The sequence below is a fragment of the Microcoleus sp. S13_C3 genome (assembly GCF_036700905.1).
GTDB lineage: Bacteria > Cyanobacteriota > Cyanobacteriia > Cyanobacteriales > Microcoleaceae > Microcoleus.
Map to the genome: position 1 here is coordinate 1 of NZ_JAUBPT010000173.1, position 16,589 is coordinate 16,589.

A 16,589-nucleotide genomic window follows, 5' to 3' on the forward strand; every position below is an offset into this window, starting at 1 on the left:
CTAATGGTGTCACACAGGATGCCATCCAAGCTACAGCTACTTGGTCGTAATAAATGCCTGTCCAGACTGTTTTGCGTTCTGGATTGTAGATAGGGCGAGTAATTTGGAATGACTCATCATCTGTGACGCGGAAAGATTCATTAGAAGGTGCTTTGAGGGCCCACGGATACTGGTGCATATATATCATCAGGCCATTCTCAGGAATTTGCGTATAGGTGTTAGCAAAGCGATTACGCCAAGCTGGGCCATAAGCACTGATAACTTTATAGAAAGCAACTGTTCGTTGCTGCATTTCAGCATCAATATTGACGTTTTTTCCTAGGAATAAGCCCCCTATCTTATCAGCCTTGAAAAGTTCAGGACGATTACGAATTGAGCCATCGGGATATCTAACAAACAGTTCGTTGAATTCAGCGTTAGTATCGCGAGCTGCTTCTGCTTTTAGTTGCTCTAATAAAGCCTGTTTGAGCAATTTATGGTTATCTTCAGCTAAAGTAAATATGGCTCTCTCCCGTTCAGAGCGTAATTTTATGTACTGTTCCAACTGAGTTAATGAATTAGAAGTAATACGTGATATAATTTGAAAGTAACTAATAGCTGTTGAGGCTACAATCACCATACCCATACTAAAAGCTATCTTTAATAGCGTTTGTTTTGTCAGGGATTCTTCCCACCTGTCTATATTGTTTTTATTTCTGAGAAAAAGAAATTTAGAGAGTTTAAAGCTAGGGAAAATTTTTTTATTCATTTCAGTAGCCTCTAACCTAAAATAAACTTAAATTATACCGAGTAATCGCAGTCCTTTTGACAGTACCACACTTTTATTTTATCACCCATAAAAGGCATTTGTCAATTAAACTTTCTGGCACACTATATAATTTTATCCGGAGCATTACTGGATGTTAGTTGGTCGCCACTAAATATAATTGTAAGGCAGCTCAGCTTACAATTTCAAGTCTCCACGCTATGTTATCGGTTTTGAGTAAAAGGAGGTACGTACAGAGGGGATGAATTCAAGGCTTACCAGAGCAAGTATACCTACGAAGAGTGAGAATCGTTATATAGCAATCCGATCTGAGTCTCACAGCATAACGCCCTCTTGTCTTCCTAGACTTCTTGTATAGCAAAACTTTCGGATTTTACATATCTAGAAAATCACTTAGGATTGCTATATAAGTTAACTCAGTATCCTAGGGTAAAAAACCTTGACGACGGAAATAGGATAAATAAGCCTTTAATACTGAATAATTAATCGGAGGACAAATAATATCAGTACCCGCCAGTCCATCCTGAGTGTTACTGTCATCAAACTTTTCACAGACAAAGGATGTTGTTTCGATAAAAGTTTTTTGGGTATTAGATAATTTTTTTACAAATAGAGAAGCAATCGGAGTTAAAGCATTATCGGGAGACATATTAAGTAGTTTTGCCTGCCACTGCCCATAAGGAATAGCAGCAACAGCATAACCCATGTCGTTAATATTCAAGATAAGTTCATTCATAGAGAGTACATGGGAACTTAATAGATGAAATGTCTTGTTAACAGACTCAGGGTGAGCCGATAAATACCGAATCGCCTGCACAATGTAATCAACCGGAGCAAGATTCATCTTCATATCTAATTCAGGCCCATACCCTAATTGAATCAAACTCTTGATAAGCAGACAGATTGTATTACTGAGTTGAAAAGCACCTGTTTGGCTATGACCCGTCACCATTCCCAGGCGATAAATAGAAACTGGTAAACCCCGATTGCGGGCAGCCATTACTAATTTTTCTGCAGCCCATTTACTTTGAGAATAACCATCTGAATATCCTTCACCACTAAGTAAATCGTCTGTTTCGGCAATTAATTTCATACTATCATAGTTCGACGATTGAAAGACATCCAGAGTAGAAATATAGTGGACTGGTATAATTTTAGTCATAGTGGCTAGACGCAATATCTCCTGTGTCCCGCCCACATTTGCATCCCGTAACGCCGTGTAGGGATAAACCAAATTGACATAAGCACCACAGTGATAAATCACATCAACGACATCTGCTAATTCACTAAAATTTGGTGGGGATAGTCCCAACAATGGCTTTGATAAATCTCCAAATATGGGGATAATTCTCCTACTAAATTCTTCTTCCCAAATTTCGTAATTTTGCAAAGTTCTACGCAATCTAGAGGTCGCAGATTCCAAATTATCAGCACGAACTAAACAGTAAATAGTCGCTTGAGGATTATGCAGCAACAATTCGTGCAATAGAAAAGCACCAACAAAACCCGTTGCCCCTGTCAAGAAAATGTGCTTCGGTCTAAATCTGGTAATTGTCCATGGGTGAATAGTTTCATCTAAGACTGCATCAGCCGATAAGTCAGCAATATTTGTTTCAAAAATTGCCGTAGATCCCGAAGACTGCACAGCCTCAATTACTTCAGCTAATTCAGCAATTGTCGGAGATTTGAACAGGCAATCTAAAGACAATTCCACCGGGAAAGTTTGGGATACACGATTTAGTAATAAAGCTGCGCGTAATGAATTTCCCCCTGACTCGAAAAAGCTTTGATGGATGCCAATTTCTCCTCCTAAAACTGAAGTCCAAATTTTAGCCAATTGTTTTTCTATTTCCGTGCGGGGAGGCACAGATTCTTCAGCATTATCAAGAGTTGGTGTGGGTAGTGCCTCTCGATCTACTTTATAATTAGGTGTTAATGGCAAAGCATCCATAAAAACTACAAATGCAGGTACCATGTAATCAGGTAATTTTGATTTCAGCGCCCCTCTTACCTCGGCTGAACTCAACTTTAACGATGGTAATTTTAATACTATATAAGCAACTAAATAGCAGTCTTCCTGAGAATCTTTCTTGACAACTACAACAACATCTTTGACCGCGTAATTATCTAAGCAAGCTGCTTCAATATCGCTGAGTTCAACCCTGTGACCCCGGATTTTAACTTGGTAATCACTACGTCCAATAATGGCAATATTACCATCGGATAGATAATGACCTAAGTCACCTGTTTTGTACATACGATCACCTATTTCAGTGCTAAAAGGATCGGGGAAAAACCTTTCCTTAGTGAGATCGGGGCGGTTAAGATAGCCTCTCGCTACTCCGACCCCACCAATAAAAATCTCTCCACTATCTCCATCAGCAATCGGCTCAAAAATGTTATTGTTAAAGTTATGTGGATACTTGAATAGATAAATTTTAGTATTTAAAATGGCGCGACCAATGGGGATGGTTCCCTCACCAGGTTCTACCCGATAAATTGTTGACCAAGTAGTTGTTTCTGTCGGGGCATACATATTCCAAAGGGATGAACTTCGTTCTAGCAATTGATTTGCTAAGTGTCGATTTAGAGATTCTCCTCCACAAATAATTTTTAAATTGCGGTTGCCTTGCCAATTAACTGCTAATAGCATTTTCCATGTTGCAGGAGTTGCCTGCATGAATGTAGCGCCCGATTCAGTGATTATTTTAGACAACTTAATTGGATCTCTGGCTACTTCACGACTCACTATAACAACGCGAGCACCAACTATCAAGGGTAAAAAAAGTTCTACAACAGCAAGGTCAAAGGAAATAGTCGTTACGGCTAGTAGTACATCTCGCTCTGTAAACCCTGGTTCTTGTTTCATTGAAAGCAGAAGATTGACGACACCTTGGTGAAGAATTTGCACGCCTTTAGGTTTACCAGTTGACCCAGAGGTATATATTGTATAGGCTAAATTATCTGGCGTGACTTCGCTTTGTAAATTATCTTGGCTGAATTGCTCAATTATTTGCCAATCTGAGTCTAAACATACCACTCGTATACCATTGCTTTTAGGTAGGGAGCTGAGAAGATGGGTTTGGGTAATTAGTATCGGAAGCTGGGAGTCTTCCAACATAAAAGCTAACCGATCTTCGGGATAAGTTGGGTCAAGAGGGACGTAAGCACTACCGGCTTTTAAGACTGCCAGGAGTCCGATTAACATATTCAGCGATCGATCAACGCATACTCCAATCAGCGTCTCTGAATTAACCCCTAAGCTTTTCAGATAATGCGCTAATTGATTGGCTTTATTATTTAATTCTTGATAAGTTATTTGCTCGGTGTTAAAAATAGCAGCAATAGCAGTTGGTGTTTGTCTTACTTGGGATTCTACTAAGTTATGAATGCAGAATTTTTCTATAGGTCTCATGACAAACCTTGATAAATAAGTTATTACGAACCTCGCTCACGACGCTCTGTAGGATTTCAAGCATTGATTAGGTAGCCATTGCTAGGGCTTTACCGTCTTTATTTGGCTTGCAAAGGCGGTAATCAATGACACCAAACTTTTGGTCGTGCCATAGGCTTACATAACTTACTAGACCTAACTATGTTCATCCGGAACAAAAGGTCAATTTAGGTGAATTTATAATTCCCTTCCGCAGCCTCAACAGTCACATGGGTTATTTTGAGTGGATGGCGGTGGCTCAATCTCGGATTATTAAGTAAAAATACTGAGAAAATCAGTTATTAAGGAAGTCTTCGGTACGATCGGCTGTTCCGGTTGAAATGGGAAGCTTACACCAGAGGGAGTAGTACACAGAACTCTGGATCTGCATACCATGCCACACCCCCTACCCCCCGCCTAGCTCTACCGTGTACAGACAAGTTGAGCGCTGACCCATATTGTAGAAACGCTGTTTCCTAGAATCTTGATTTCTCGTTTTGCCGAATCAATAACTTAAAATTCAGGAAAATAAGCTTCCTTTCTGAGATTCATGGGAAACTTGGGTTTCAGGAATTGTGTGGCAAGATTTCGGACTTGTGTGTACACGCTAGCCGCCTAGCCAGAGAGCCATTTTCCCACTTTTTTCTGCCCATCAAAATAAAGAAAAGTTGTCTTCGCTCCGGGGCAGGCAGTATTATCAGGTACAATCTTGGTAGACAGTCTGTTTTTACGGGCTGCTTTGGTAGATCGAATCATAAATACCTTCGCTAGCTCGATCGAATTTATGGTTGACCAATCCCGCAGGGGCTAGGTGCATCGATGATGGACTAAAAAATCTAAAATCTGAAGTCTCAAATCTCAAATCTCAAATCGGTTAATTTTGTGTCGTTTCTAGGACTGTTGTGACGAGTGCAACCCAATCCACATATGGTACTTCGCACAGAAGGCGGCAATCGCTACTTGCCGCTCTCCGGCAGCAATTGCTGGACAGTAGGGCGGAGCGATGACAATAATTTTGTACTGACAGATCGCTGGATTTCCCGTAATCACGCGATGTTACAGCAAATGGAGACAGGAGAGTTCTACCTAATCGACTTGGGCAGCCGCAATGGTTCCTTTGTCAACGGGCGGCGGGTCAGTATTCCTGTCACTCTCCGAAATGGCGATCGGATTATTTTCGGTCAAACCGAATTGGACTTCTACAACCCAACGGCCGGCCACCGACACGATCCAATACACGAGACAGACTCTGAAGATTTTACGGCGACTTTGACGGTGCGTAGCCTGATTAGCGTCATGGTAATGGACATCCGAGACTTTACAGTTTTGACTAGGCAGCTAGACGAAACCCTCCTCTCGGAAGTTATCGGCAATTGGTTCCGCAAAGCAGGACAGATCATTCGCGAACACGGCAGTTGGGTGGACAAATACATCGGTGATGCCATCATGGCCGTCTGGTTCCACAAAACCAGCGATGTCAGCAGCGAGGAAATGATGCGGATTTGCCAAGCTTTGAGCGAACTGCACAAGGCAACAGACGAACTCAGCAGCCGTTACCCCCTGCCTTTTCCTTTGCGAGTCGGCGCCGGCATCAATACAGGTTATGCAATGGTGGGAAATTCTGGCAGCAGCGACCGATCGGACTATACCGCCTTGGGAGATACTGTAAACGCAGCATTTCGCCTGGAATCTTGCACCAAGCAACTCGGCAAGGATATCGCTGTGGGACAAACTACCTACAAATACCTGACGCAATTGGGGGCCCAGGGCGCTTTCGAGCAGCACACCGTTTCTTTGAAGGGTTACGAGAATCCCAGCGTGGCTTACGGCGGTACTTATGCTGACTTGAACGCTTTTCTCAAAAGCAAAGGAAAGAGTTCTCGATAGCTAGAAAATTGGGTGCAGGGCAAAAATTAACCCTTTAAAATGGCAGTCCGAGTTTTTAATTGGGAGTGCCTTTTATAAACTTGCCTGCGATGCTTAAAACGCGCTCAATATCATATATCGTTAGCCTTGTCAATACCAAAATGTAAAGTTTATAACAGCCCTCTACCTATTGCGGATTTATCTGAAAAACTGCATAAGCAAAATGGTAGTCTCTACATAAATGCTGTGTATGAAATTGGGAGACAAAACTTCATGAAACGATTGGGTCGTCTATTGGCAGTCTTGGGCTTAGTGCTGGGCTGCTTTGCATGGGCTGGAGACCAAAGCGCGATCGCCGCGTCATTAAGCCGTATCGTCTTGCCATCATCCTCGCTCCTAGCTGTTGAAGCTCCGGCTAGAACCAATCGCGCCGATGAGAAGCTTGCCACAGAATACGGCAAAAAACTTGATTTGAACAACAGCGCCGTCCGGGACTTTCGGGAATTTCGAGGGTTGTATCCCACTTTAGCTCGACTAATTATTAAGAATGCTCCTTACGAAAATGTTGAGGACGTACTCAATATTTCAGACTTGACGGATGCTCAGAAAAAAGTGCTGCAAGCTAACATGGACAAATTCACCGTAACTGATGTTGAATCAGTCTTTATTGAAGGAGACAACCGGTTGAATAATGGTCTCTACGACTAGGTAGCAGCGGGCCTCATTTGAAGGCATAAGTCATTGGGCAGAAGGCAAACGGCCGAAAGAAAAGATTTTTTTTCTCTTAGGCTGATGACTTCTGCCTTTAATTTATCAAGACTTACTTTCAACCATCATTGGGCAAAAGCCGACCCAAATTCGCTAGATTGAAATAAGCGGCTTCTCCTCATTCATCTCAAATCTAAAATCTAAAATCTAAAATCCCTTGACTGACATTAGTTCAAGTCCCCAGATTCATCTGTAGACTCAATTCTAAAATCTAAAATCTAAAATCTAAAATCTAAAATCGACTGGCGGCAGACTTATGACTGACAAATTTGACGTATTGGTAATAGGTGCTGGCGCGGCCGGTTTGTACACGGCACTTTGCCTGCCAGAACATTTGCAGGTGGGCTTGATCAATAAAAATACCCTACCTGTTTCTGCCAGCGATTGGGCTCAAGGAGGGATTGCCGCGGCGATCGCCCCTGAAGATTCCGCAGCGCTGCACGTTCAGGATACACTGGCTGCAGGAGCCGGTCTTTGCGATTTGGAGGCGGTGAAATTTTTAGTCGAGGAAGCTGGTGCTTGCATTGACTCCCTGGTGAAAATGGGCGTTGCATTCGATCGCACCGGCCCAGATTTAGCCCTCACCCTAGAAGCCGCCCACTCCCGCCGCCGAGTTCTCCACGCCGCCGACACTACGGGCAAAGCCGTTATCAGTACGCTGACAGCAAAAGTATTGAGCCGCAAAAACATTCAACTCGTATCTCCTGCCTTTGCTTTGAGTCTGTGGCTAGACAAAACCGGGCGCTGCCAGGGGATTAGCTCGATTTGCGGCTCACAAGTCAAGTGGCTGCGGGCCAAAGCGGTGGTGCTGGCGACAGGCGGCGGCGGACAGGTTTTTGCTCAAACGACGAATCCGTCGGTAAGTACCGGGGACGGGGTGGCAATTGCGTGGCGCGCCGGGGCGCTGCTGCGAGATTTAGAATTTGTGCAGTTTCACCCGACGGCGCTGAGCACAGCGGGCGCGCCTCGGTTTCTCATTAGCGAAGCGGTGCGGGGAGAAGGAGCTCATTTGGTTGACAGTAAGGGATATCGCTTTGCTTTTGACTCTCACCCCAGCGGGGAACTCGCCCCTAGGGATGTTGTCAGCCGCGCTATTTTCCGCCACTTACAAAAGACGGGGGAACCTCATGTTTGGCTGGATTTGCGCCCCATTGCGGTCGATCGACTGCGGTACAGATTTCCAAATATTATTCAAGTGTGCGCTGACTGGGGAATTGATATTTTTTCCGAACCGGTGCCGGTGACGCCCGCAGCCCATTACTGGATGGGAGGAATTGTCGCTGACAAGTTTAACCAAACTTCGATTCCGGGTTTGTACGCGGTGGGAGAAACTGCGAGCACGGGGGTACACGGCGCTAATCGGTTGGCGAGCAATTCGCTGCTGGAATGTCTGGTTTTTGGGGCGCAGATGGGACTTTTGCAGCTAGAAGGTGGAACCCCCGATGCATTCGGCGATGGGATCGAGGCAGGGGAAATCTGGGAAAAATCGATTTCTGAACAGGACATTGAGGCGATCGAAAAGTTGCGGGTCGAATTGCCGAATTTGGTGTGGCAGAGTGCGGGAATTTGCCGGGGACAGCGGGATTTGGAAAGTGCGATCGTCCAACTTGAGATTTGGCGACAAGAATTTGCTTCGTTGCCTTTGAGTCAAGCGCTTAATAATTTACAGCCCGGACAAATTATTGATTTTTCCCCTGCTGAGGCCCAGAATAGCTCAATTTTGCGAAATTGGGGAGAAGTTGGGAATTTATTGGATATCGGCTATTTAATTGTCAAAAGTGCTGCGTTTCGCACTGAAAGCCGTGGCGGTCATTACCGAGTGGACTATCCCCTCACCGATCCGGATTGGTGCGCCCACACATTAATTCACTACTGCAATTGGTACAAATCTGGGCGAATAGAAGATTGAAAATTTGGGGTCAGCGCGTTCCCGTACCGTCACTTTTAGGGTTCCCGTTCGGGTCTGGTTCGTATTGTTGGGGATTTCCAAACCTAGAGGTTGGTGTAACTGTCCCAACTCTGGGGGTCGATGGCGTCGGGATCTGGCCCGCGCTACGGGTTTTTGTTAAGTTGCTAGTTGAGTTGCTGGCAAATCGGGCCGCATTTGCGGTGCCGACTATATTCACTTGCAGGCAGGCCGCCAGGGTTGCCGTTGTTGTGAGCTGAATCAAAGTACGCATAGTATTCACAGCCTTATTCAAATCATCGCAATAGATCCACGTCTGTACCACCTATTATATCTATCAATTTCCGTATTTCCACTGATATCTTTACATTTACTTTAATTAACTTTCGTAAGTTTACATAATTTTTTTTACATTAAGGCTTTTTGGCGATTGGAATTTGGTTTCAGGCTGTGATTTTTTTTAATATTTTGTAACATTTAGATGACACGGCAAGTTGCTCTCATAAGTTTTATATTTGGCTAAATCTATCTAATGACAGATGACAAATTAGAAAATTTTAAGTTACGTAATTTGAGATTTCACTACTTTGGACATTTTTTTGAACAGTTTCAAAAAGCTTAGATGGTTTACAGTTTAAGGAGCGAGCTAGTTTTTTGAAGTTACAGCATATTCCATGTAGATGTAGATCGCGATCGACCGGGTTTCGAGCAACAGAATCAGTAATGATGCGAGAACTGTAAAGAAACCCGGTTAGGAGTGCGTACTTCATAAACCTGGAATACGCTGTAGCTGCACAGGGAAAACCTGAAATAATATCTCCCTCACGGCCCAATTAGGGTTTGATGTCTAAAAATTGCTCAAATTTTGTCTGAAATAATTGAGATTTTAGATAAAACAATTGAATAATTACAAATGAGTTATCAATATCGGGGTGGGGACTTTACCTACAGTTGTATTATGTTTTTAACTAATCTTAATTAATAAAAGTGATATTGATTTTTCCCGCGTTCCTTAGCACGATACATCGCAACATCGGCATTCTTAACTAAAATCTCTGGCTCTTGACCGTCAATGGGATATAAACTAATGCCAATACTTGTAGTTACAGAAACTGTATGTTCTTCTAAAATAAAAGGCTGCATCATGGCATCGCAAATTTTTTCAGCTACTTTCGCAGCATCCTCGCGACCGGGAATTGCGGGCAAAATGACTGTGAACTCGTCGCCGCCCAACCGCGAGATTGTATCACTGCCACGCAAGCATTTTTTGAGCCGACTGGCAACTGTTTTTAAGAGTAAATCGCCCACATGGTGTCCGAGAGTGTCGTTGATTGACTTAAATCCATCTAAATCTAAAAACAGTAAAGCTACCAATTCCTGATTGCTGGAGGCTATTTCTAGAGACCGATGCAAGCATTCGTAGAACATTTGGCGGTTGGGCAAACCGGTAAGAGGATCGTGATAAGCTTGGTGGCTGAGTTCAGCGTTTTTTTGTTCTAGGGCTTTTGCACGAAGTTGGCGCTCGGTAATATCTCTGATTGCTCCGACTAAAAATAGGTTGCCTGCAGCATCTTTATGCAGGGATCTTTTAGTCGCAATCAGATGCGTAATTCCGTGAGCGTCTGTAAAATATTCTTCATTTTCTCGCGGCTGATGAGTTTGAAATACTAATTCGTTTTGCTGCCAAAATATCTCGGCTTCGGCTTGGGGAAATAATTCGTAATCTGTTCGGCAAGTTAAAATCTCTAAAGGATAGCCAATAAACCGACAATATGCCTGATTCAAAACTATGCAGCGGTGATTTCGATCTTTGACAAAAATGGGGTCGGGAATTGTATCGATTAGCGATTGTAAAAATTCTTTAGACCGTTTTAATTCTTCTTGCAAGTGAGCCAGATAACCCACAACTGCGGCGCCAGAACCCACAAGACTGAGGATTGGAGGAATTAACGGTAGCCACCAACCTGCTAAAAATGCTAAGTATAAACTCGCACTCAACCCTAGACAGATACTTAATAAACAGTAAGCCGATCGACCAAGCGATCGCAAATTCCAACTCACATTTGCTCCCGCCCAAGCCCACAGTAAAATCCACAGCAACTCCGCAGCCTCTGGCCAGACATTGATACCCCCGCGCCCGTCGAGAGCGGCACTCAAAATTTGGCTCAAGAAATGAGCCTGAAGCTCGACTCCCGGTATTTGCTGGGGAGGACCAAACCAACCGGAACTGTAAGAATTTTGGTAAAAGTCTTTGAGGCTGGGGGCATTTGAGCCGATCAAGACAATGCGCGATCGTACAAAATCAGCAGGTACTTTGCCAGAAAGCACATCGCCCATCGATGCAGTGCGAAAACTGCCTCGCGGGCCGCGCAGGTTGCTCAAAATTTGATAGCCACGGCTGTCCGATCGAACGTAAGCACCGTCATTCGGTTGAAAAGGCCGAAAAACCCCCTTGCCTAATTGCAAGTATTTAGGATTGACTCTGGCTCGTTGAGGGGAAATTCCTTCGCTTTTGAGGTAAAGCAAAGCCAGTCTGAGTGCGAAACTTTGATGAGTTTTGCCGTCTCCGGGCCAAGCGTAGAGCAAAGTTCGCCGCACTTTTGAGTCAGCGTCGATGACAACGTTGTTGAAACCGATTCGATCGAGCTTGTCAAGTACCGGAGGCGGGCGAACTCCGAAGCGGGTTTCGTCTGGCATCAACTCAATGCCGATTAAGTTGGGAATAGTTTTAAAAGTTTTGAGCAATTCGGCGTTACCCGGTTGAGTTGGCAAATCTCGGTAAACGTCGAGGCCGATCGCCCGCGGGTTTCCAGCGTGCAATTTTTGCAGCAATTGGGCCAAGACAGCATCCGAAATTGGGTAGCCGTATTTTTGCAAGTCAGCTTCCTTAATTTCTACAATGACGATGCGCGAGTCAATGGGTTCGGCCGGCCGCCAGCGCACAAAGTGGTCGAAAGCAGCCCATTCCCACACCTGCAAAAATCCGAACCAGCGCATGACAATCACCGTACTAGCAACGGCACTCGCAGTAATCAATACTCGGCGTTCTCGATCGACCCATTGTCTGATAGTTTCTAGCATATTTTGGGGATTTGGGTCTCGCCCTGTGAGCATCTAAACTACTACTACGTATAGGTTTTACATCTCCGGAGCGAGTCGATTTTAGATTTTAGATTTTAGATTTTAGATTATCCAATTTTTTGGTTTTTGGGTGCGGGCGAGTCGATTTTAGATTTTAGATTATCCAATTTTTTGGTTTTTGGGTGCGATCGGGGTGCAACAGTAGAAACCGGGTTTCGCCACCAAAATATGTCATTTCAACAATCACTCTGGAAGCAGAAACCCGGTTTCTTGCATTTTTATGTAAAAGTTTTAGTCGTTATTCGCGGATCTAAATACTAAAAACCCACAACTTGTTTAAAAAAATTCTTTCTCACTAATTTTTACTATTTTTTTATTGATTATAGATGCAAGATTTTAGATTGATTTCGCAGCACGAACCCACGCTAAACTAAGTTAAAAACCCGGATATTTCCTGCCACTCAATCTAAAATCTGTCATCTAACATCTCCAACTTTCCTGTTAGTTTTGAAAGTTTAGCGGGCCCGTGTAACCCGATAAATCAGCGAGTTTCTTCAAAGATTGCGTCCCCGAATAAAACTGACCATTAATCTCCCAAGTCGGGAAACCTTTAACATTCGCAGCAGCAGCTTGGCAAATTTCAGCGCGGGAATTTTGCCCCCTGGGATCGCATTCAACATAATCAATTATTTTGGCTGCTTCTTTGCCGAACAGCATTTTTTGGTCGTGGCAGTGGGGACACCAGTAAGCGCCATACTCTTTAGCCCCGATTTGTCGGAGGTGGCGGGCCAAAGCAATTTCGGCCGGGCCGGAGGTTGTAGTGACGGCAGGGGGTGCAATTCCGGGGGTAGAGACAATAGGAGGAGGTGACTTGACGCTGTTATAAAGTCCCAACGCGCCGATCGAACTCACCATTGCCACCAAAATGCCTGTAAACACCAACTGTCCGATATCTTCCCACTCGCGCCCGACTAGCACCAGCACAAACAGCGACAGCGCAAATAAGGCAGAAGTGACGCAGTAAATGCACACATCCTGAATTTCAAAAGCCATCAAATACATCAAATAGCTGCTGAAAATTACCATCGCAGCAGTGATGATAAATAGCGCTTGCCAAGTGTTTTTTTCTAGTTGAGAGTGCAGTCCTTTCTTGGTGTCGGGATTTACAGCTTTGGGAGCCAATGCCAGAATTGCTATGCTCAGGTAAGCCAGACAGCCTAACAAACTTAAAGGCACTGTGCCAAAGACTGTGGCGTAGGGACTGTTGAGAACTTTGTCGCAGCCGCTGGTGGGACAAATGACCGAGCCATTCGTGAATTTAGCGATCGTGAGATAGGCCGTTTCTACGACGCCTATGGCTGCGATCGCTGCCATCACAGTCCTAGACCAGCGATGAATCCAAGGGGTTGAACGTCGGCGAATCATTTTTTGATTTGGTAATTTGGGAATTGGGAATTGTTGACTGTTGACTGTTGACTGTTAACTGTTGACTGTTGACTGTTGACTGTTGACTGTTGACTGTTAATTGTTAACTAATGACTGATGACTGATAACTGATGACTACTGACTACTGCCAACTGCCAACTGACTACTGCCAAGAGTCAACAGTCAACAATTCCTATTTTACGTTTTACTTGTGACTTTGCCCGGTTCCGGTGTTGGCCCTCTTGAGCCATTAGCATCTCTATTTTCCTGTTCGGGATCTTTCTGTGACAAGCTGCGGCGGGCGGCTTCTACAAACTGACTGACGCGGATCGGATCTATAGGCTGCTCAATGCGGCCGTTTCGCTTCAGGGAACTCGATACGATTACGCCGTCAGCGGCCTGCATGAGGGTGGAAATGTTTTCCCACGAGGCGCCGCTGCCGATGAAGACTGGAATTCCCGCCGCTGCTGCACTCGCGAGTTCTAAGTCTTCGAGATTGGGAGGGCTACCAGTTGTCCAGCCGGAAAGGATTACGGCGTCGGCTAAAGCTCGCCCGATCGTCTCTTGGACGGCTGTGGTCAAGTTGGGGCTGCCTAGGGGGCGCCCGTGCTTGACTAACACGTCTGCTAATATTTTGACATCGCTGCCCAATTCCCGGCGGTAGCGCAGTAGCTGGTGAGCTTGGCCTTCAATTAAGCCTTGGTCTGTAGCCATGATGCCGTTGAGGACGTTGACGCGGATGAATTGAGCTCCTGTGCAGGAGGCGATGGCGATCGCGCTGTGGGCGTCGTTTCGCAGCACGTTAACGCCGATCGGCAGCGTCACGAGATTTGTTAGCCTCTCGACTACCAGAGTCATGGCACTTACCACAGCCGGATCTACGCTGTCTTTGGCAAAAGGAGCGTCGAAAAAGTTCTCGACAATGATACCGTTTGCCCCACCAGAAGCCAGCGCTGTAGCCTCTTGCTCGGCTCTTCCGATAATAGCTTTGAGGTTTCCGCCCCAGCGGGGAGAAGTTGGCAAAGGCTGTAAATGTACGACACCGATTATGGGATTCGGCGTTTTGAATATTTGTTTTAAGTCCACGGATTTTCCTGAAACCACCAAGTTCACTGACGGCTGACGGCGGATTTTGACGGTATATTCTAGAATTCTATAGCAAATATGCTGAGAACCCCGTGTCTTTAGACCGGGGATGAAAGCTAGAGGCAGGCTTTAGCCTGCAAGTTACCTTGCATTGCTTTGCTTGTCGTTGACTCTACAAAAGCCTACTCTATTTTGTAGATCCAGGGAAAACGAGCAATGTTAAACCTTAATTACGAGTACAAATTGAAGCCAACTGCAGAGCAAGCTCAAGAAATTGAGCGGGTTCTAATGGTTTGTCGCAAGGTTTGGAACTACGCTTTGCGGGAACGCAAGGACTGGATCAACTCTCTTGACACTCCCCGCCCTATAAGGACGGGGATTCTTTCATCGCCGGGAGCGCAATCGCTTTACCCTCAGAAAGCATCTTGACCGTGTGTCCCACGGCTGCAAGTCCTCGAATGAGAACTACTTGAGCGGCTGCAACGTCTCTATCCGTCCTATAGCCACAATGTTGGCACGAATGAATACGCTCGGATAGCGCTTTCTTGCCCGTCTCGACTAAGCAGTTAGGACATATCTGACTGGTTTTCTTGCTGTCAACATTAAGAAAGAACACTCCGCGTTTGCGACAGCACTGCTCTAATACTTGAAAAAATTGTCCCCATCCAGCGTCTAAGCAGTGCTTCCCTAAGAAGCCTCGCACTAGACCTTTAAGTTTCAAATCTTCCACAAATATCATCCCCGCCCAATCGCAGAGATTGTGAGCTACGAGCCAGTAGTAGTTTTTCCGAGTATTTGCAATTCGTTCGTGCAGTTTGCTGACTTTAACTTGCGCTTTCTTGCGGTTATTCGACCCCTTAACTTTTCTTGATACTCTCTGTTGCAGTAATCTAAGCTTGCGTTCGAGCGAATTGAAAGGTCTGGGATTGGGGAACAACTTACCGTTAGAAACCGCAGCAAAGTGACTGATTCCAACGTCTACTCCAAGCGCTTCGCCATGTGGCATGACATCTGGAACGGATACATCCCACTGCAATGTCAACATGGCAAACCATCCGCTAGCACGTCTGACTATCCGAACCTGTTTTAGCTTGGCGCTATCAGGAATAGAACGCGATTGGCGCAACTTGAGCCAGCCAATTACAGGTAGCTTGATAGCGCCATCTCTTACGGCATCTATCCCAACTTGAGGAAAAACGAAAGAGCGCATGGTTCCACTCTTCTTGAATCGAGGGAAACCATGTCCTTGCTCCCACATACTGACGAATGCTTGTTCTAACCGACGAAGCGTCTGTTGTAGAACTTGAGATTGCACTCGCTGTAGGTTGCCAGAAGTTTTCCTATAGGCTGTTAATGTCTTGCATTGACTGGCATAAGTAGGGCGTTTGGTTTCTGCTGGAATGATGTATTCGGACTGGAGAGAACAAGCATTTATCTGACAGCTACGAGATTTAAACCAATCTTTGCGTTCGGCTAAGGCATAGTTGTAGACGCGCCGACATTGTTCGAGCCAGTCTTCAAATCGGGCAACTTGGGCTGATGTGGGTTTGAGTTTGTATTCGTATGTCAGACTAAACACTTGCATCACCTCCTCTATTTACTATAGCTTAAAAAACGTTGCATCGCTTCTTAAGCTATAGTATTTAAAGAGAAAGCCGTCAAGCCAAGGACGGGGCTTTAAACCCAATTTTTCGGTAAAAAGGAGCTTAAAGAAAGACTCCACCAATGCCCTGAGTGTGGTTACACGACGCATAGAGACGTAGCAGCAGCTCAAGTTATCCGCTTTTCAAGGATTGTCTGAGGAGGGACGCTTCTTGGACATTAGACCGATACTTTTTTGCTAACATTTGCTAACAAATACATAAGTTGAGATCAGATCTCAACCAAGGCGTATCAACCGATGCCCGTAGAAATTTCTACAAGCACTTATATTCTTGCCTTCAGCTTGGTTATCGCTTACAGCCCCACGCCAATCTGATTATTTGCTTTGATAATGTAGAGGCAACTTATTTATATAGCGGTTGCGTACTACCAAGGTTTTTCACCTACATCTGAGTGGCTAAATTCATTCTATATGACATGAAGACCAGAAGGCAAATGTAAGTGATTGTTAGCAAATGTCAGAAAAAGTCTTACTGTTAATCAACCTCTTGCAAAAATAACTAGGACGGGCTCTTCGGTCCATCCCACAAGAGTTATTTTTTCTTGTGGGATGGGCCGAAGAGCCCGTCCAATAAATTTATGAAAAGGACTTTTGC

At 44.9% G+C, this 16,589-nt stretch carries 9 protein-coding genes and 3 pseudogenes; 5 read left to right on the forward strand and 7 right to left on the reverse strand.

The genetic code is table 11. The annotated features are described in order from the left end of the window. Together QUA16_RS30860 and QUA16_RS30865 are read right to left on the reverse strand one after the other, a co-directional pair. A pseudogene (locus tag QUA16_RS30860) lies at nt 1–748 on the reverse strand (hypothetical protein); the annotation flags it as partial. A gap of 442 nt (nt 749–1,190) precedes the next feature. Next, on the reverse strand, nt 1,191–4,181 hold the full coding sequence (locus QUA16_RS30865) for an amino acid adenylation domain-containing protein (protein WP_333104496.1): 2,991 nt from the start codon (nt 4,179–4,181) through the stop codon (nt 1,191–1,193). Nucleotides 4,182–5,126: 945 nt separating this feature from the next. Here QUA16_RS30865 and QUA16_RS30870 point away from each other — a divergent pair. From QUA16_RS30870 to nadB, 3 genes are all read left to right on the forward strand, one after another. Then, a complete protein-coding gene (locus QUA16_RS30870; protein ID WP_333104498.1) occupies nt 5,127–6,086 on the forward strand; it encodes an adenylate/guanylate cyclase domain-containing protein in 960 nt (319 codons plus the stop codon). Nucleotides 6,087–6,338: 252 nt separating this feature from the next. Beyond that, the gene (gene psbU, locus QUA16_RS30875; protein ID WP_006635850.1) at nt 6,339–6,773 is read left to right on the forward strand and encodes a photosystem II complex extrinsic protein PsbU; all 435 of its coding nucleotides are present in this window, start codon (nt 6,339–6,341) and stop codon (nt 6,771–6,773) included. Nucleotides 6,774–7,089: 316 nt separating this feature from the next. Beyond that, complete coding sequence (gene nadB, locus QUA16_RS30880; protein WP_333104500.1) at nt 7,090–8,742, forward strand: L-aspartate oxidase; 1,653 nt, start codon at nt 7,090–7,092, stop codon at nt 8,740–8,742. A gap of 10 nt (nt 8,743–8,752) precedes the next feature. Here the strand turns inward: nadB and QUA16_RS30885 are convergent, their stop codons facing one another. From QUA16_RS30885 to btpA, 4 genes are all read right to left on the reverse strand, one after another. Beyond that, nucleotides 8,753–9,013, reverse strand: a complete 261-nt coding sequence (locus tag QUA16_RS30885) for a hypothetical protein (RefSeq protein ID WP_333144018.1) — start codon at nt 9,011–9,013, stop codon at nt 8,753–8,755. Nucleotides 9,014–9,717: 704 nt separating this feature from the next. Then, nucleotides 9,718–11,853 carry a CHASE2 domain-containing protein gene (locus QUA16_RS30890; RefSeq protein WP_333104504.1) on the reverse strand — a complete coding sequence of 712 codons (2,136 nt, stop codon included), beginning with the start codon at nt 11,851–11,853 and terminating at the stop codon, nt 9,718–9,720. Nucleotides 11,854–12,321: 468 nt separating this feature from the next. Continuing rightward, entirely contained in the window at nt 12,322–13,245 is a 924-nt protein-coding gene (locus QUA16_RS30895; protein WP_333104506.1) for a vitamin K epoxide reductase family protein, read from the reverse strand. 198 nt (nt 13,246–13,443) lie between these two features. Further along, nucleotides 13,444–14,331, reverse strand: a complete 888-nt coding sequence (gene btpA, locus QUA16_RS30900) for a photosystem I biogenesis protein BtpA (protein ID WP_333104508.1) — start codon at nt 14,329–14,331, stop codon at nt 13,444–13,446. A 216-nt stretch (nt 14,332–14,547) separates the two neighbouring features. Between btpA and QUA16_RS30905 the strand changes: the two are divergent. Continuing rightward, nucleotides 14,548–14,691, forward strand: a pseudogene (locus QUA16_RS30905) (helix-turn-helix domain-containing protein); the annotation flags it as partial. Between the two features lie 4 nt (nt 14,692–14,695). Here QUA16_RS30905 and QUA16_RS30910 read toward each other — a convergent pair. Then, the gene (locus QUA16_RS30910) at nt 14,696–15,910 is read right to left on the reverse strand and encodes a transposase (protein ID WP_333104510.1); all 1,215 of its coding nucleotides are present in this window, start codon (nt 15,908–15,910) and stop codon (nt 14,696–14,698) included. Between the two features lie 114 nt (nt 15,911–16,024). On the opposite strand from QUA16_RS30910, the pseudogene QUA16_RS30915 reads away from it, so the two are divergent. Beyond that, nucleotides 16,025–16,132: pseudogene (locus QUA16_RS30915) on the forward strand (zinc ribbon domain-containing protein); the annotation flags it as partial. Between the last annotated feature and the right edge of the window lie 457 nt (nt 16,133–16,589).